Source organism: Streptomyces odontomachicola, assembly GCF_039605595.1.
In the GTDB taxonomy this organism is placed as follows: domain Bacteria; phylum Actinomycetota; class Actinomycetes; order Streptomycetales; family Streptomycetaceae; genus Streptomyces.
Genome location: NZ_JBCFOK010000002.1, coordinates 227,258 through 243,615, shown reverse-complemented (window position 1 = coordinate 243,615; position 16,358 = coordinate 227,258). Strand labels below are relative to the sequence as shown.

Below are 16,358 nucleotides of genomic sequence, written 5' to 3'. Positions count from 1 at the left end.
CATGGCGGGCCCTGCGGCGGCGCCGACGAGCGCCTCGGGCACGCGCTCGTCGACCTGCGTACCGCCGTGCTGGCCGTGAAGACCGGCCGTACCTGCCCGGCCGCCGACGAGAAGGGCTGCTGCTGACCATGGCCGCCGCGGTGGCCTGGCAGTTCGCCGCGTCCGACCACGCCGTACGGGAGGGGCGGGAGCGGTCGGGGCGGGCTGCGAGGTCAGGACGGGTTCGGCGGACGTTTCCTGGGGCGCCCCTGCGCTTGCCCCACGCCAACATCCCGCCGCTGCGGCCTCTGCGAATCCGCCTGGCGGAGCTGGGCGGACGGCGGACACTCCAGGCTGCGGCGGCGATCCTTCGCGAGGCCGTCGAGGAGGGAGACGGCCTCGGCGATGGCGGGATGTTCCGCGCTTCCGCTGCGGAGGACCCGCAGGAACCGCCGAGAGGGCGCGGGGCTCCCGGCCAACGGCGTACGGACCAGCCCGGCTTGGGGCGGCAGGTCCGCCGTCGCCGGTACGAGGGCGATGCCGAGCCCGTGCGCGACCAGGCTCGCGACGACGCTCCACTCGCGCGCCTGGTGGGCGATGTCGGGAGTGAAACCCGCGCCGTTGCAGGCGGCGAGGACGAGCCGTCGTACGGAGCTGTGGCCGTGGCCCTCCTCAGCACCGTGCTGGCCAAGTCCCTCGAACCCGCCGCACTGCGCCGCATCTCCCCCGCGACCTTCGGCATCCTCGTCAGCCTGGAACCCGTCGCCGCCGCCCTCCTGGGCCTCGCCCTTCTCGGCCAGACCCTCGCCTGGCCACAGTGGCTCGCCACGGCCTGCATCGTCACCGCCGCGGCCGGAACGACGGCGGATCGGAACAGCCCCAGGCGCCGGCGACGAGGGCAACGGCAGAGGCAAGATCGCCGTACATCCCGTCGGCTCCGGCGTACGTCGGTGAGATCGTGAAGCCGTACCGCACACCTCAGAAAGGCCCCCATGCCCAGCACTCGCCTCATGCGCATTCACGGTCCCGAATTCCAGGCCATGGCGGACCGTGTTCTCGAAGTCACCGCGCTCACCTCGCGGCTCAATGCGCTGCCCTTCGATGACGAAGACGGCAAGGCGGCGCTCCTGGAGCAGATCCTCGGGAGACCCGTCCCGGCCAGGACCACGATCTATCCGCCCTTCTACACGGACCACGGGCTCCATCTCGACCTCGCCGAGCGGGTTTTCATCAATCAGAACTGCACGTTCCTGGACTACGCCGGGATCCGGCTCGGGGAACGGGTGATGGTCGGGCCGAAGGCCACGTTCATCACCAGTGGGCATCCGGTCGACCCCGAGGAGCGGCGGCTGTATCTGACCGGCGGGCCCATCGACGTCGCGGAGAACGTGTGGATCGGCGCGGGCGCCACGATCCTGCCCGGCGTCAGCATCGGACGGGACGCCGTGGTGGCCGCGGGCGCGGTCGTGGCCGAGGACGTTCCGGCGGCGAGCCTGGTGACCGGCGGCAAGGCGAGCGTGCAGCGGGAGTGGTGAGGCGGTAGACGGGCGGCGGACGGAGGGAGCACCGCTCGCCAGACATGCGCTCGAACACGTATTCTATTCACGTGAACGGCGCCTCCTCCCCCTTCCCCGACGACCTGGTCGCGGCACAGCGCGCCCTCCACGAGGCGCGCCGCGAACTCGCGCTGCACTACGCCGCGTTGCCCGCCGCGCCGGAAACGGAAGCCGAGGAGGCGTACGCGGGGGAAGCGGACGCGGAACAGTACGTCCGCACCCGCGCCCTCGAAGCCCAGGTCGCCGAGCTCTCCGCCGCCCTCTACTCCCACCCGTACTGGGCCACCCTCAGCGGCCCCGAACTGGTCGCCGCTCGCGAGGAGCTGAAGCGCGTCGAGGACGCCTGAGTCCGTCTCATCGATCTTGACGTAACCTTTCTGCGCTCCGCCCGTTGTTCAGCCCGCACGGAGAAGAGCCGCGTTCGGCGGGCCGCCCAGCGAGGGCGGGGTCTCCAGCCGCCACGGCGGTCGGAGCCCCGCGATGGCGGAGGCCCGACGGGCGCGACCGTGCACCGCCGGAGCGGTGCGGCAGCCAGCCCGTCCCCGCCGCTCCGGCTCCCCACCGAGCACCGAGCGCGACGCGCCGGCCGCCGAACGCCGGGCATCGAGCGCTGACCGCCGACCTCCATGCGCCGAACACCGGCCGCTGGCCGCCAAGCGTCGAACACCGAGCGCCGGCCGTCGACCGCCGTGCGCCGAGCCCCCTCACGCAGCGCCCCGAAATTGCCGCGCGCCGCCCCGTACCCCCTTGCTACCTTCGGCGCATGCAGCGCGCCCAGCGGTCCCACCTGCAGTCCCAGCGGACGACGACGCCGGACCACGTCCCGGCGCGCTCACCGATGTCCTGACCGGATGTCCTGATCCCAAGCCCCGGGGCGAGTGTCCCGGGGCTTCGCCGTGCGGCCGCTCGCCTCCTCACCGCCACCCACCGGCAGACGCCACCCACCGGCAGTCGCTGCCCATCACTGGCACAGGCGATCACCGGCACTGCCGGTCACCGGCACTCACCGCGAGGAGACCTCATGTCCGACCACCGCCGACTCGGCCGCGCGCTGAGCCTGTTCGACACCGACCCGCTGATCGGCGCGGGGCTGCCGTACTGGCTGCCCGACGGGGCGACCGTGCGGCACGCGCTGGAGGAGTACGTACGCGAGGCCGAACTGCGCGCGGGCTACCGGCACGTGCACTCGCCCGTCCTCGGCAAGCGCGAGCTGTACGAGATCTCCGGGCACTGGGCGCATTACGGGGAGGACATGTTCCCCGCGATGGACCTGGGCGGCGAACAGGTCGTGCTCCGCCCGAGCCTGTGCCCGCACCATGCGCTGATCTACCGTTCGCGCTCCCGCAGCCACCGCGACCTGCCACTGCGCCTCGCGGAGCTGGGCGGCATGTACCGCTCCGAGCCCTCCGGCTCACTGGGCGGCCTGTCCCGCGTACGGGCCGTCCACCTCAACGACGCGCACCTCTTCTGCGCGCCGGAGCAGGTCGCCGGGGAGCTCGACGCGGCACTGCGAATGATCCGCGACGCGTACCGCGCGCTGGGCATCGAGCCGGCCCGCTACCGCCTCTCCCTCCCCGACTCAGGCCCCGGTTCCGGAGCGGGTCCGGCGAGGAAGCCGGGGGAGAAGTCCGCGAGAAAGCCGGCGCATAAGCCTGCGGGGAAACCTGCTGGGAAGTACGTGGCAGGCGCGGCCATGTGGCGGCGCTCCGCCGAGCTGCTGCGCGGCGCCCTCGGCCGCGCCGGGCTGGAGTACGAACGGGCCGAGGGGGAGGCCGCGTTCTACGGGCCGAAGATCGATGTGCAGGTGGCGGACGCGGCGGGGAGGGAGTCCACCCTGTCCACCGTGCAGGTCGACTTCCACCAGCCCGAACGGTTCGGGCTGAGCTACGTCGGCGCGGACGGCGCGCGGCACCGGCCCGTGATGGTCCACCGCAGCGTCCTCGGAAGCCTGGAGCGCGCCGTCGCGCAGCTCCTCGAACACCACGGCGGCGCCCTGCCCGCCTGGCTCGCCCCCGTACAACTGGCGGTGCTGCCGGTCGCGGAGGCGCACGTTCCGCAGGCCGCAGAGCTGGTACGGGACGCTGCCGCGCGGGGGTTGCGCGCCGAGCTCGCCGGGCCGGAACGCGGGAGCCTTGGGGCGCGCGTACGGGAGGCGAGGCTGGTCCCGTACCAGGCCGTCATCGGGGCCGAGGAGTGCGCGCGGCAGTCCGTGTCCGTGCGGCTGCGCGACGGGCGGCGTCTGGCGCCACTGCCCACCGGCGAGTTCCTGGCGCGGGTGAGCGCGGTCGTCGGCGCGCGGAGCGGGAGCGGGCTGTGGGAGGGGGACGCTGCCGCGTAAGGCCGCATGAGAACGCGGTGGCCGGAAGGGTGCGCTCCCCCGCCTCGGGGTGGAGGTGGGCGCACCCCGGGCGGGTGTCCAGGCCCATGTCGGCGCGGTGCGGGGCCTCGTAGCGTCCTGCTCATGACGACACGGCGTACGGAGAAGGAGCAGGCGGCGGCCTCGCGGCGGCGGGTGCTGGGCGGCGGTCTGGGGCTCGCGGCGGGCGGGGTGCTGGGGGTGGCGGGCGGCGCGCAGGCGGCATCCGCGGCGGGACATTCCGGGCACGGTGCGACCTTCGTGCTCGTGCACGGCACGCACAGCGCGGGCGCCTACTGGGAGCCCCTGGCACGGGAGTTGGCGCTGCGCGGGCACCGCACGATCGCGGTGGACCAGCCGCTGCACGGGGCGGCGGCGTTCGTGCCGGTCGCGTATCAGACCCAGGACCTGCGGGCGCTGGCCACGGAGCGCTCGCCCGTCGCCCGGCTCACGCTCGACGACTTCGAGCGGCGCGTGACCGAGACCGTGCGCCGGGCCGCGCGTACCGCACGCGGCGGGCGGGTCGTCCTGGTCGGGCACAGCCTCGGCGGGCTCTCGGTCAGCCGGGTCGCCGAGGCGGTGCCGGAACTGCTGCACCACATCGGCTACATGGCCGCCTTCTGCCCCAGCCGCCGGATGCCGTCGGCCGACGCCTGCACCGCGAGCCCGGAGGGGCAGCGGGCCCTCAACCCGGGCCCGTACGTGGTCGGCGATCCGGATCGGCTGGGCGTGCTGCGGCTCGACTTCCGTACGGGCAAGGCGGAGACGCTCGCCTTCTTCAAGGCGATGATCTGCGCGAACGTGGACGACAACGCCTTCAGGCAGCTCCTCTCCACGATGCAGACCGACGAGTCGACGACCGTGTACGCGGGGGCGGCCGTGGGCAGCGCCGGCCGCTGGGGCCGGGTGCCGCGCACCTATCTCCGCTTCGGCAGGGACCGTACGATCGCGCCCGAGCTCCAGGACCGCATGATCGCCGAGGCGGACGCGGCGACGGGGCGCAATCGTTTCCGGGTACGCGATTTCCCCGCCGCCTCGCATATCGGGCCCAGGGAAAAGTCCGAATTGGTGGACGCGCTGGCCGGCTTGGCGGAGTGAGGCCCGCACGGGGCATCCCGACATGGGGTGGCCCCGGCATCCGACTGACTATCCCGCGACCACCTTGTCCACGAACGCGTGCAGATTGCCCGTCATTCGCTCGATGCGCTGCTCCAACGTCAGCGACTCCTCCTGACGTATCCCGCGCAACTTGGGCTGCCGCTTGCCGCGCAGATACAGCGGGCAGGCGAGATCGGCGCAGATATACACCCCTGCGGTATTGCCCTCCCGCCCGCGCGCCCCCGCCAACGGGGCCGCGAACAGGCTCACTCCCGACGACGCGTGCCCGGTCAGACAGATCTGGCACAGACTGGACTTCACCGCACTACCGCTCCGCCCGGCCGCCGGAACCCGCAACGCGAGCCCCACGGGCCCGTCCGCACGAGGCACCACCACATATCCCCGCAGCGGGGCCCCCGGATCAATCCACCCGAGAAAGTCCAGCTCCTCCCAGACGGTCTCCCCGATTTCCCCAGGCAACCGAAGCCGCTTGGCATCCCCCTTGGTGCAGTTCACAAACGAAGCACGGATCTGTTTCTCACTGAGCGGTTCCACGAACGGGGAGATTACGCAGCGAAAGGCCGGCCCGCACGCGATTAATGGGCACGGCGGGCCGCCTACTCGATGCCCTGCCTCTTCGCGTTGGCCACCAATGTCTTGAGGGCCTTGATGTCGTACGGCAGCAGGCGGCCCGCTTCGAGAGGGGTTCTGTGGCCGCCGTTGGGGCTGCACATCACGGGGTGGTCGCCCTCTGGGGTCTTCGGGCACTCGTAGCGGGTGGTCCTGCCGTTGCCGTCCAGGTCGGTGTTGGGGTGGTCCAGGCCGAGGGCGTGGAGCAGCTCGTGGACGATGGTGTTGCGGAGCTTGTGGTTCTCTATGTGCCAGGTGCCGTCCCAGTATTCGGAGTCGACCGCCACGGCGCCGCCCGCGCCGACGCCCCTCGCGGGGCGCGGGCAGGGGGCGCCGCGGCTGTAGCCCGGCTTGCCGTCGAGGGGGCGGTAGGCCTCGGTGAGCTGGATGTGGCCCACGGGGCCGCAGCGGGTGACGTCGACCCGCTCGACCCCGCCGATCTCCAAATGGACGCCCGCCGCGTTGACCTGGGCCACGGCGGCGGTGAGATACGGGGTGTAGCGCTTCTTCATCGCCGCCGTGGCGAAGGTGACCGTGTACTGCCGCGACGGGCTCAGCGAGGTGACCCCGAGCTGCGAGGTGAGCTTCCAGCCCCACCCCCGTACCGGCAGCGGATCCGCGTACGAGGGCGAAGGGGCCACCACCGCGCAGGCCAGCCCCACCACCGCCACGGCGACACTGATGCGCCTCACCATTCAACGTCTCCTGTGCAGTTGTCGCCCGCCACCGTGGCGGGCACACAGAAGACACGCGAGGGCCACAAAGGGTTGTGGGGCGCAACGAAACGGACCTAATCGCCGCGAAAGCGCTCAGCCACGTGCCGCGCGCCGCGCCTCCTCACGCGCCGCGTACCGGTCCCTCCGGTTGGCGGCCCTGCGCCAGCGGCCCCACTCCTTCTTCGCGGCCCGGCCGTGCGCACCCGAGCAGCAGGTCTCCCCGAACCACGCGTAGGACCAGCGGCAGCGCGTTTCCCCATCACCACGGGACGGGCGCGGCGGCAGGTCGCAGGGGCCGAAGCGGTGGTCGTGCTCAGCGTGCGACGCGTGTTCGGCGCAGCGCACCCACAGCGGCTTGGTCTTGTCCGTGCGGGACATGTCGTTCCTTCCGGAACCGCCGCCCGTGCTCCCGGACCCTCCGGGCGGGCGGCCAGGTTCGGAGCTTCACGACCTCACCTCCTGCGACTGGGGAACGGGCCACCGTACGACCGCAGAAGACCCCGCTCAACCGGTTTTCGCTCAACCGGTTTCCGCGCGCACCCTCACAGCTCCCCGCACCCCGTGACCTCCCGCGCGTACCCCCTGACCAGCGTGCGGGCCGTCTCGGGCGGGACGGCCGGGTTGCGGCTGAGGATGTGCAGGCCGTAGCCGTCCTCCAGGGCCACGAGGTTGCGGGCCAGCTCTGCGGGCGGCGCCGTGAGGGTGAACGCGCCGGTGGCCGCGCCCACTTCGAGCACCGTCACGTACAGCGCCGCCTCACGTTCGAAGAGCGAGGACATCAGCGCCGCGTGCCCCGCGCTGCGCCCGGCGCGGCCGTGCAGCTCGTACAGGAGCGCGTGCACCGCGTCGTCCGGGCCGTCCGGTATGCCGGAGGCGATCGCGGCGCGCAGCCGCCTGACCGGGTCGGCCACCCCGTCGGTCTCCGCGTGGCGCCCGGCGAGGAAGCGGTCGACCGCGCCGCGGTGGACCTCCAGCACCAGTTCGTCCAGCTCGGGGTAGTAGTAGAGCACCGAGCCCGCCGACACCCCCGCCTCGGCCGCGATGTCCTTGATCCTCAGCCCGGCGAGACCGCGCTCGGAGATGGCCCGTCCCGCCGCGTCCACCAGCGCCTCGCGGCGCGCCCCCTGGTTCTTCGGTCGTCCCATGGCGCTCGATTCTCTGGTACGCGGTTCAGCTGATGCAAGCGATCGGATTCCTGCATGTGAAGGGCGTTGACGCTCCCGTGGGCCGTTGTTTGAATCCCACATCAAAGAACAGGCCCCTCCCCCGTACAGGAAACAGGAGCCGCCGCATGCCCCTCAGCACCCCGTCCGAGCCCGAGCCCGAGACACCCTTCGCCGCTCCCCGTACACACGCCGACTGGCGGAAGCTGGCCGCCCGACTGCGGCCCCGTACGGGCGCGTTCATCGACGGGAAGGAGCGCGAGGCGGCGTCCGGGCGCCGCTTCCCGACCGTCGATCCGGCGACCGGCGCGGTCACGGCCGAGGTCGCGGAGTGCGACGCGGCCGACGTGGACGCCGCGGTGCGCTCGGCGCGGGCCGCGTTCGAGGACGGCCGGTGGTCGCGGCTGGCCCCGGCCGAGCGCAAGGCGCGGCTGCTGCGGCTGGCCGCGCTCATCGAGGAGCACGGCGCCGAACTGGCCCTGCTGGACACCCTCGACATGGGCAAGCCGATCGCGGAGACGCTCGGGGCCGATGTGCCGGGCGCGGCCGGGTGCTTCGCGTGGCACGCGGAGGCTGCCGACCAGATGTACGGGCAGACGGCACCGCTCCCGCCCGGCGAACTCGCCCTCGTGCGGCGGGTGCCGCTCGGCGTGGTCGGCGCCGTCGTGCCCTGGAACTTCCCGCTGGACATGGCCTCGTGGAAGCTCGCCCCCGCGCTCGCCGCGGGCAACAGCGTGGTCCTCAAGCCCGCCGAGCAGTCCCCGCTCTCCGCGCTGCGGCTGGCCGCGCTCGCCCTGGAGGCGGGCATACCGGAGGGCGTGCTCAACGTCGTGCCGGGCCACGGCGAGACCGCGGGCCGCGCCCTGGGCCTGCACCCGGACGTGGACGTGCTCGCCTTCACCGGTTCGACGGCGGTGGGCAAGCAGTTCCTGCGGTACGCCGGTGAGTCCAACCTCAAGCAGGTGTGGCCCGAGTGCGGCGGCAAGAGCCCGAACGTGGTGTTCGCCGACGCCGACCTCGAAGCCGCCGCCGAGCGCGCCGCCTGGGGTTTCACCTACAACGGCGGGCAGATCTGCTCGGCCAACACCCGGCTGCTGGTGGAGGCTTCGATTGCGGAGGAGTTCACGGCCGAGGTCGTACGGCATGCCGCGGCCCTCTCCCCCGGCGACCCCCTCGACCCGGCCACGGCGTACGGCCCCCTCGTGGACGAGGCCCAGGTCGTCCGCCTGGCCGAGGAGCTGGAGGGCGCGCGGCAGCGGGGCGGCACCGTGCACGGCGGCGCGCGCCCGGAGCGCACCGGTGCCTACATGGAGCCCGCCGTGGTCACGGGGCTGGGCCCCGGGGACCGGATGGCGCAGCACGAGCTGTTCGGTCCGGTGCTCACCGTGCTGCCCTTCGCGGACGAGGCGGAGGCGGTGCGGCTGGCCAACGACTCCGCGTACGGGCTGGCCGCCTCGGTGTGGACCCGCGACATCTCCCGCGCCCACCGCCTCGCGGACGCGCTGCACGCGGGGACCGTCTCGGTGAACACCGTGGACGCGCTCGACCCGCGCACGCCGTTCGGCGGCTTCAAGCAGTCCGGCTACGGACGGGACCTCTCGGCGCACTCCTTCGACAAGTACACGGGCCTCAAGACGACCTGGATCAGCTACTGAACGCGCAGACAGCACGCCACGCACTCAGCGACCCCGCGACGACAGGGAGTTCACCCATGACCGCACCCACCGCCGCCACCTCGCGGGCCGAACAGCTCGCCGCCGAGGACCGCGCCCGGATCATCCACCCCTATCTGCCCGGCTCCGCGCAGGAGCGGGTCGTGATGACCGGGGGTTCGGGCTGCCGGCTGACGGACGCCGAGGGGCGCTCGTACCTGGACGCCACCGGCGGGCTGTGGCTCGCGCAGATCGGGCACGGCCGCGAGGAGATCGCCCGGGCCGCGTACGAGCAGATGCGGGAGCTCGAATACTTCACCAGCTTCTGGGAGTTCTCCAACGAGCGCGCCATCGAGCTGGCCACCCGGCTGACCGGGCTGGCGCCCGAGGGCCTGGGGCACGTGTACTTCACCTCCGGCGGTTCGGAGGGCAACGAGGCCGCGATCAAGATGGCCCGCTACTACCACCACCGGCGCGGGGAGCCGGACCGCACCTGGATCCTGGCCCGCCGGAACGCGTACCACGGCGTGGGCTACGGCGGCGGCACGGCGACCGGGTTCCCGGTCTACCACGAGGGCTTCGCGCCGATGATGCCGCACGTCAGCCACCTGACGCCGCCCTGGCCTTACCGCAGCGCGCTGTACGGGGGCGCCGACCCCACCGACTTCCTCATCCGCGAACTGGAGGAGCGCATCGCGGAGATCGGCCCCGGCAACATCGCGGCGATGATCGGCGAACCGATCATGGGCGTGGGCGGCATGCTCGTGCCGCCTGACGACTACTGGCGGCGGGTGCGCGAGGTGCTGGACCGGCACGGCATCCTGCTGATCTTCGACGAGGTGGTGACCGCGTACGGGCGGGCCGGCGAGTGGTTCGCGGCGAAGCGCTTCGGGGTGACCCCGGACATCATCGTCACCGCGAAGGGCATCACCTCCGGGTACGTGCCCCTGGGCGCGCTCATGGTGGGCGACCACGTGGCCGAGCGGCTGCTCGCGGAGGACGGCTTCCCGATGGGCTTCACCTACAACGGGCACCCCGTGGCCGCCGCCGTCGCGCTCGCCAACCTGGACGTGATCGAGCGCGAGGGGCTGCTCGCGCGGGCGGTGTCCGGGGGCGCCGCGCTGCACAGCGAACTGGAGGCGCAGCTCGGGGACCTGCCGGTGGTCGGCGAGATCAGGTCGGCCGGGATGATGCTCGCCGTGGAGCTGGTGGCCGACAGGGAGACCCGCGCACCGCTGCCGGTGCGGCCGGAGCGGATGCCGCACGACGTGATCCGCGAGGAGTCCGGCGTGATCGTCCGGGACGCGGCGCACAGCCTGGTGCTCTCGCCTCCGCTGGTACTCGGCGAGGCGGAGGCCGCTGAGATCGCCGCGGCGCTGCGCTCGGTCCTCGTACGCACCCTGCCCACCGGCGAGATCCGCCGCTGACCGGTCAGGAGGACGCCCATGTCCACCCATCCCGCCGCACCACCGGCCGAAGCCCCGGCCGCCGATCAGCGTCCCGACCCCGCGGCCCCCGTGCCCCAACTGCGGCGCAGCCTGCGCCGGTTCGACATCATGGCGATGGGCGTGGCCGCCGTGATCTCCTTCGACGTGCTGGGGCAGCTCGCCACCGGCGGCGGGGAGGCCGTGACCTGGACCGCCGTGCTCGCGCTGCTGTTCCTGCTGCCCTACGCGCTGCTGTTCGCCGAGACCGGCGCCGCCTATCCGCAGGAGGGCGGGCCCTATGTGTGGGTGCGGCTGGCGTTCGGCCGGTTCGCCGCCGCGCTCACCACGCTCTTCTACTGGGTGACCAACCCGGTGTGGCTCGGCGGTTCGCTGGTGTTCCTGGCCGCCGAGACCTGGGACGGCTTCGTGTCGCCGCTGGGGCACGGGACGGTCGCGGACTACGCGTTCAAGCTCGTCTTCATCTGGGCCTCGATCCTCACCGCCGTGGTCTCGCTGCGCCGCGGAAAGTGGATCACCACGGCCGGAGCCCTGGTGAAGGTCGGCTCCATGGCGGCCTTCACCGGCACGGCCCTGGCGTACGGGGTCCAGCACGGCTTCGCGGGTCTTGACGGCGCGCGCTTCTCCCCCTCGCTCGCCGGGTTCCTCGCCCTCGTACCCGTGCTGCTCTTCGCGCTGGTCGGCTTCGAGGCGCCGAACGCGGCCGGTGAGGAGATGCACGACCCGCAGCGCGACGTGCCCGTCTCGGTGGGCATCTCCGCGCTGGTCGCCGCCTGCTGCTATCTGCTGCCGGTCTTCGCGATCCTCGCCGTCACCCCGCCCTCGAAGGTCACCGGGATCGGCGGCTTCATGGAGGCGGCCTCGCAGGTGTTCGCCGTGTACGGGGCATGGCGCGGCCCGCTGCTGGTCACGGCGGCGGTGCTGTTCGTCTTCGCGCTGCTCACCCAGGGCAGCGCGTGGATGATCGTCAGCGACCGCATGCAGGCGATGGTGGCGGCCGAAGGGGGCTTCTTCGCCCGCGCGTTGGGCGCCTTCCACCCACGCCTGGGCACGCCGGTGCGCATGAACCTGCTCTCCGGGGTCACCGCCACCGTCTTCATGCTCGCCGCCATGAACCTGACGGGCAGCGGGGACACGGCGGCCGTCTTCGGCGTGGTGCTCACCGTCGCGGTCACGACACTGCTGCTGTCCTACCTCGTGGTCGTGCCCGCGCTGGTGGCGCTCCGGCGCCGGGACCGTACGACGGTGCGGCCGTACCGGGTGCCGTTCGGCCGCGCGGGGTTCCACCTGAGCGCCGGGCTCGTCTACGCCTGGATCCTCATCGGCTCCTGGTCGGCGCTCTTCCCCGGCACGCTGGAGGGACTGCTGGGCGTGCCCTACGACTTCCACGGCACGTGGGGCGTCTCCCGCCTCACCTTCGAGTCCTTCACCCTGGGCACGGTCGCGATCCTGCTCGCGGTCGCCGCGCTGGGGTATGCGGCGCGGCACCGCAAGGAGGCGGTCGCCAGCGGGAGTTGAGGGGAGCGAGGAGGTACGGGGCCCGGGCGCGCGATCACGCCCCGGGCCCCGCGTCCGTGCTGCTGCGCGTCCGTGCTCCTACGCGCCCTTCCACTGCGGCGCCCGCTTCTCGGCGAACGCGCGGGGGCCCTCCTCCGCGTCGGCCGAGGTGAGCATCGCGCGATAGCGGGGCATCCCCTCGCCGCGCATGCGCGCGTAGGCGTCCGGCACCGACAGCGCCTCGGTCTCGCGGAGCACCTCCTTGACCGCGGCCACGGCCAGGGGCGCGCTCTCGGTGAGAGTCGCGGCCAGGGAGAGCGCGCGCGCCCTGGCGGTGCCCGGTGCCTCGGCCACCTCGTTGACCAGCCCCCACCGGGCCGCCTCGGCCGCGTCCATGCGCCGCCCGGTGAGCAGCAGTTCGCTCGCCACGGCGCGCGGCACCCGACGGGGCAGCCGCAGTACGCCGCCGGAGTCGGGGATCATGCCGATCCGCACCTCGGGCAGGCCGAACTCGGCGTGCGCGTCGGCCACGATCAGGTCGGCAGCCAGGGCGAGTTCGAAGCCGCCGCCCACGGCGAGCCCGTTGACCGCGGCGATCACCGGCTTGTCCAGGCCGAACAGCTCGGTGAGCCCGGCGAAGCCGCCGGGCCCGTGGTCGGCGTCGATGGCCTCGCCCTCGTTGGCGGCCTTCAGGTCCCAGCCGGCGGAGAAGAACCGCTCGCCCGCACCGGTCAGCACCGCGGCGCGCAGCGCTTCGTCCCGCTGGAGGCGGTCGAAGGCCGCGTGCAGGCCGCGGCTGGTGGCGGTGTCGATCGCGTTGGCCTTGGGCCGGTCGAGGGTGATCTCCAGTACGCCGCCGTCGTGCACGTCGAGGCGTACGGGGTCGTGCTCGGATTCCATGAAGTCCTGGGTCCTCTCAGTCCTCGGTGCGGCCGGGCGTGCCGCGCCGCACCAGTACGTCGGCCGCCACCGCTCCCCCGCCTTCGGGGCGTACGAGCAGCGGGTTCACATCCAGTTCGGCCACCTCTGGGTGGTCGCGCACATAGGCGGCCACGCTCCGCACCGCCTCCACGGCGGCCGCGACATCGCCCGCCGCTCCCCCGCGGAAGCCGCGCAGCACCGGCCACACGCGCAGCGAGGCGAGCGCGGCTTCGATCTCGGCGGTGGTGGCGGGCAGCAGCAATGTGGCGCTGTCGCGGACGAGTTCGACCAGCACGCCGCCGGCACCGAGGGTCAGCGCCGGGCCGAAGACGGGGTCGCGGCGTACGCCGACGAGGAGTTCGGCGACGGCGTCCGGCACCATCCGCTCCACGAGGAAGCGGTCGGCGAGCCCGGCCATGTCCTCGACGGCCGCATCGACCGCGGCGCCGTCGGCGAGCCCCACCCGTACGCCGCCCGCCTCGCTCTTGTGCGCGAGGGACGCGGAGAGCGCCTTGACCACGACCGGGAAGCCGATCTCCGCCGCGGCCTGCGCGGCCTCGCCGGGTGCGGCCACCACACCCTCGGGCACGGTCACCCCGTACGAGGCCAGCTCCCGCTTCCCGGCGTGTTCGTCCAGCAGCTCGCCCTGGTCGGGGGCCTGTTGTGGGGGCGCTTCCTCCAGGGGGAGCGGCCGTTGCGGGGCCGCCTGCGCCGCGCCGATCTCGCGGGCGGCCGCGATGGCGCGTACGCAGTCGGCCATGCCCTGCATCGGCGCGAGGCCCGCCGCGAGCAGGTCCCGCGCCGTGTCCTCCGGCATGCCCTCGGGCAGCGAACCGACCACGCAGGCCGGCGCTCCGGTGGCGCGCTGCGCCGCGGCGTACGCGTCCAGCGTCACCGTCCAGAGCCGGTCGGCGCAGCGGTCGGTGCGCGGGAGGTCGAGGAGCAGCACGTTCATGTCCACGGCCCCGGCGCCTTGGCCGAGCAGCGCGGTGAAGCAGGCGCGCTGTGCGTCCGCGTCGCCCCAGATGAACGTGTGGTAGTCCAGCGGATTGCGTACGTGGACCCGCTCGCCCAGCACCTCGCGGAGCCGCGCCGCCGACTCCTCGCTCAGCGGCGGGAGTTCGACGCCGTGCCGGTGCGCTGTGTCGGCCATCAGCGCCGCCTCGCCGCCGGAGCAACTGGCGGAGGTGATGCGCGCGGGGGCCGCGGGGTCGTCGGCCCCGTGCAGCGCGCCGTGCACATGCAGGAGCTTCAGCGTCTCGACGAACGTGCCCACCTCGTGCACCCGCGCCACCCCCGTACGCCGGAACAGCGCGTCGCACAGCGTGTCGTCGCCCGCGAGGCTGCTGGTGTGGCTGAGGTTGGCGCGGGCGCCGAGCTCGGAGGCCCCGGTCTTGAGCGCGACCAGCGGCACCCCGCGGCGCAGGGCCGCCAGCGCGGCGCGGCAGAACTCCGCCGCGTCCGCGATCCCTTCGAGGTGCAGCCCGATCGCGGTGACGCGGGGGTCGTCGAGCAGCGCCTCGATGAGCCGGGGCACGCCGGTCACCGCGCCGTTCCCCGCGGTGACCAGGTAGGCGAGGGGGAGGCCGCGGCGCTGCATGGTGAGGTTCTGGCCGATGTTGCCGCTCTGGGTGATCACGGCGACGCCGCTGTCCGTACGCGCGCCGCCGTGCTGGTCGGCCCAGAGCGCGGCGCCGTCCAGGTAGTTGAGGACGCCGATGCAGTTCGGGCCGATCACGGGCATGTCGCCCGCTGCCTCGCGCAGCCGCTCCTCGCGGCGCGCTCCCTCGGGGCCCTCCTCGGCGAAGCCGGCGGCGTAGCACACGGCGCCGCCCGCGCCGCGCGCGGACAGTTCGGCGAGGAGTCCGGGGGCGGCCGCGGCGGGAGCGGCGAGGAAGGCGGCGTCCGGTGCTTCGGGGAGGGCGGCGGTGTCCGCGTGACAGGGCAGCCCCTCCACCTGCTCGCGGCGGGGGTTGACCGGCCAGATCTCGCCCTCGTAGCCGACGGCCCGGCACTGGCGCACTGCCTCGGCGGCCGCCTCGCCTCCGTACACGGCGATGTGGCGGGGGGCGAGGAGGCGGCGCAGGCGCTGGTCGCCCGCTGGGTCGTCCCGGTGGTCGGGGGACCGGTCCCGCTGCTGGTCCGGGGCGCTCATCAGGACCCCAGCGGGCGCAGCAGGGAGCGGGAGATGATGTGCCGCTGGATCTCGCTCGTGCCGTCCCAGATGCGCTCCACGCGGGCGTCGCGCCAGTAGCGCTCGATCGGCAGCTCGGCCATCAGGCCCATGCCGCCGAAGGTCTGGAGCGCCTGGTCGGTGATGCGGCCCAGCGCCTCGGACGCGTACAGCTTGGCCATCGCGGCGTCCCTGTCGGTCATCGTGCCCTGGTCCTGCTTCCACGCGGCGCGCAGCGTGAGGAGCTCGGCGGCCTCCAGCTCGGTGGCCATGTCGGCGAGCGGGAAGCTCACGCCCTGGAAGCGGCCGACGGGCTGCCCGAACTGCTCGCGCTCGGCTGCCCATTGCAGGGTCATGTCGAGTACGCGGCGAGCCCGGCCCACACTGGTGGCGGCCACCTGGAGGCGGCTCGCGCCCAGCCACTCCCCCATCAGCTCGAAGCCCTTGCCCTCCTCGCCGAGGCGCTGGGCTGCGGGGACGCGGCAGCCGGTGAAGGTGAGTTCGCACTGGTGGTAGCCGCGGTGCGAGACGCAGGCCGAGCCGCGGCGCACCTCGACGCCCGGTGCGTCGAGGTCCACGAGGAAGGCGGTGATCAGGTTCTTCGTGCCGCGCCGTGCCTCTCCGCGTGGCGGCTCCTCGCTTCCCGTCGCCGCGAAGACGATCGCGAAGTCCGCCATGTCGGCGTGCGAGATGAAGTGCTTGGTGCCGTCGAGCACGTAGTCGGCCCCGTCGCCGTCCCCGTCGCGTACGGCGCGCGTCCGCATCGAGCGGATGTCGGAACCGGCGCCCGGCTCGGTCATGGCGAGGCAGTCGTGCCGCTCGCCGCGCACCGTGGGCAGCAGGTAGCGGGTGCGCTGCTCGCCTTCGCACGCCTGGAGGATGTTGCTGGGGCGGGCGACGAGCATCTGCAGCGCGAAGCTCGTCTTGCCCAGTTCGCGTTCGACGAGGGTCATGGAGACGGCGTCGAGCCCGCCGCCGCCGATCTCCTCGGGCATGTTCGCCGCGTACAGACCTGCGGATATCGCCTTCTCGCGTATCGAGGCGGCGAGTTCGGGCGGTACGTCGTCGAGGTGCTCCACCTCGTCGGCGTGCGGGTCGAGCTCGGCGGACACGAAGGCGGCGACCGTGTCCACGATCATGCGCTGTTCGTCGGTGAGCCGGAAGTCCATGGG

General features: G+C 73.3%; 16 protein-coding genes and 1 pseudogene. 9 read left to right on the top strand and 8 right to left on the bottom strand.

What is annotated here, in order from left to right:
* Positions 1 to 21: 21 nt before the first annotated feature.
* Positions 22 to 126, top strand: a pseudogene (locus tag ABEE00_RS03835) (transcriptional regulator); the annotation flags it as partial.
* 86 nt (positions 127 to 212) lie between these two features.
* Here ABEE00_RS03835 and ABEE00_RS35745 read toward each other — a convergent pair.
* The gene (locus ABEE00_RS35745; protein WP_451918498.1) at positions 213 to 578 is read right to left on the bottom strand and encodes a LysR substrate-binding domain-containing protein; all 366 of its coding nucleotides are present in this window, start codon (positions 576 to 578) and stop codon (positions 213 to 215) included.
* Between ABEE00_RS35745 and ABEE00_RS03830 the strand changes: the two genes are divergently transcribed.
* The 5 genes from ABEE00_RS03830 (at position 528) to ABEE00_RS03810 (ending at position 4,989) form a co-directional block, all read left to right on the top strand.
* Positions 528 to 941, top strand: a complete 414-nt coding sequence (locus ABEE00_RS03830) for an EamA family transporter (protein ID WP_345743774.1) — start codon at positions 528 to 530, stop codon at positions 939 to 941. The two genes, ABEE00_RS35745 and ABEE00_RS03830, sit on opposite strands and share 51 nt — an antisense overlap.
* A gap of 30 nt (positions 942 to 971) precedes the next feature.
* A complete protein-coding gene (locus ABEE00_RS03825; protein ID WP_345743773.1) occupies positions 972 to 1,514 on the top strand; it encodes a DapH/DapD/GlmU-related protein in 543 nt (180 codons plus the stop codon).
* A 71-nt stretch (positions 1,515 to 1,585) separates the two neighbouring features.
* Positions 1,586 to 1,882, top strand: coding sequence for a hypothetical protein (locus tag ABEE00_RS03820; protein WP_345743772.1), 297 nt, complete (start codon positions 1,586 to 1,588; stop codon positions 1,880 to 1,882).
* Positions 1,883 to 2,556: 674 nt separating this feature from the next.
* Positions 2,557 to 3,873, top strand: a complete 1,317-nt coding sequence (locus tag ABEE00_RS03815; RefSeq protein ID WP_345743771.1) for an aminoacyl--tRNA ligase-related protein — start codon at positions 2,557 to 2,559, stop codon at positions 3,871 to 3,873.
* Between the two features lie 123 nt (positions 3,874 to 3,996).
* Entirely contained in the window at positions 3,997 to 4,989 is a 993-nt protein-coding gene (locus ABEE00_RS03810; protein ID WP_345743770.1) for an alpha/beta hydrolase, read from the top strand.
* A 48-nt stretch (positions 4,990 to 5,037) separates the two neighbouring features.
* On the opposite strand, the gene ABEE00_RS03805 is transcribed toward ABEE00_RS03810, so the two are convergent.
* From ABEE00_RS03805 to ABEE00_RS03790, 4 genes are all read right to left on the bottom strand, one after another.
* Complete coding sequence (locus tag ABEE00_RS03805) at positions 5,038 to 5,544, bottom strand: FBP domain-containing protein (RefSeq protein ID WP_345743769.1); 507 nt, start codon at positions 5,542 to 5,544, stop codon at positions 5,038 to 5,040.
* A gap of 62 nt (positions 5,545 to 5,606) precedes the next feature.
* The gene (locus tag ABEE00_RS03800) at positions 5,607 to 6,314 is read right to left on the bottom strand and encodes a zinc metalloprotease (RefSeq protein WP_345743768.1); all 708 of its coding nucleotides are present in this window, start codon (positions 6,312 to 6,314) and stop codon (positions 5,607 to 5,609) included.
* 114 nt (positions 6,315 to 6,428) lie between these two features.
* Complete coding sequence (locus tag ABEE00_RS03795) at positions 6,429 to 6,713, bottom strand: hypothetical protein (RefSeq protein ID WP_345743767.1); 285 nt, start codon at positions 6,711 to 6,713, stop codon at positions 6,429 to 6,431.
* A 164-nt stretch (positions 6,714 to 6,877) separates the two neighbouring features.
* Complete coding sequence (locus tag ABEE00_RS03790) at positions 6,878 to 7,480, bottom strand: TetR/AcrR family transcriptional regulator (RefSeq protein ID WP_345743766.1); 603 nt, start codon at positions 7,478 to 7,480, stop codon at positions 6,878 to 6,880.
* Between the two features lie 146 nt (positions 7,481 to 7,626).
* Between ABEE00_RS03790 and ABEE00_RS03785 the strand changes: the two genes are divergently transcribed.
* From ABEE00_RS03785 to ABEE00_RS03775, 3 genes are read left to right on the top strand one after another with little or no spacing between them, the layout of a single operon-like run.
* On the top strand, positions 7,627 to 9,153 hold the full coding sequence (locus ABEE00_RS03785) for an aldehyde dehydrogenase (RefSeq protein WP_345743765.1): 1,527 nt from the start codon (positions 7,627 to 7,629) through the stop codon (positions 9,151 to 9,153).
* A gap of 56 nt (positions 9,154 to 9,209) precedes the next feature.
* On the top strand, positions 9,210 to 10,577 hold the full coding sequence (locus ABEE00_RS03780; protein ID WP_345743764.1) for an aminotransferase family protein: 1,368 nt from the start codon (positions 9,210 to 9,212) through the stop codon (positions 10,575 to 10,577).
* Between the two features lie 18 nt (positions 10,578 to 10,595).
* Positions 10,596 to 12,113, top strand: coding sequence for an APC family permease (locus ABEE00_RS03775; protein WP_345743763.1), 1,518 nt, complete (start codon positions 10,596 to 10,598; stop codon positions 12,111 to 12,113).
* A 78-nt stretch (positions 12,114 to 12,191) separates the two neighbouring features.
* On the opposite strand, the gene ABEE00_RS03770 is transcribed toward ABEE00_RS03775, so the two are convergent.
* The 3 genes from ABEE00_RS03770 to ABEE00_RS03760 are packed head-to-tail and all read right to left on the bottom strand — an operon-like array spanning position 12,192 to position 16,355.
* Positions 12,192 to 12,992 carry an enoyl-CoA hydratase-related protein gene (locus ABEE00_RS03770; RefSeq protein WP_345743762.1) on the bottom strand — a complete coding sequence of 267 codons (801 nt, stop codon included), beginning with the start codon at positions 12,990 to 12,992 and terminating at the stop codon, positions 12,192 to 12,194.
* A 16-nt stretch (positions 12,993 to 13,008) separates the two neighbouring features.
* Positions 13,009 to 15,168 (bottom strand): acetate--CoA ligase family protein, encoded by a 2,160-nt coding sequence (locus ABEE00_RS03765; RefSeq protein ID WP_345743761.1) that lies wholly within the window; start codon positions 15,166 to 15,168, stop codon positions 13,009 to 13,011.
* Positions 15,168 to 16,355 carry an acyl-CoA dehydrogenase family protein gene (locus ABEE00_RS03760; protein ID WP_345744060.1) on the bottom strand — a complete coding sequence of 396 codons (1,188 nt, stop codon included), beginning with the start codon at positions 16,353 to 16,355 and terminating at the stop codon, positions 15,168 to 15,170. The genes ABEE00_RS03765 and ABEE00_RS03760 overlap by 1 nt, the downstream gene beginning before the upstream one ends.
* Positions 16,356 to 16,358 lie beyond the last annotated feature (3 nt).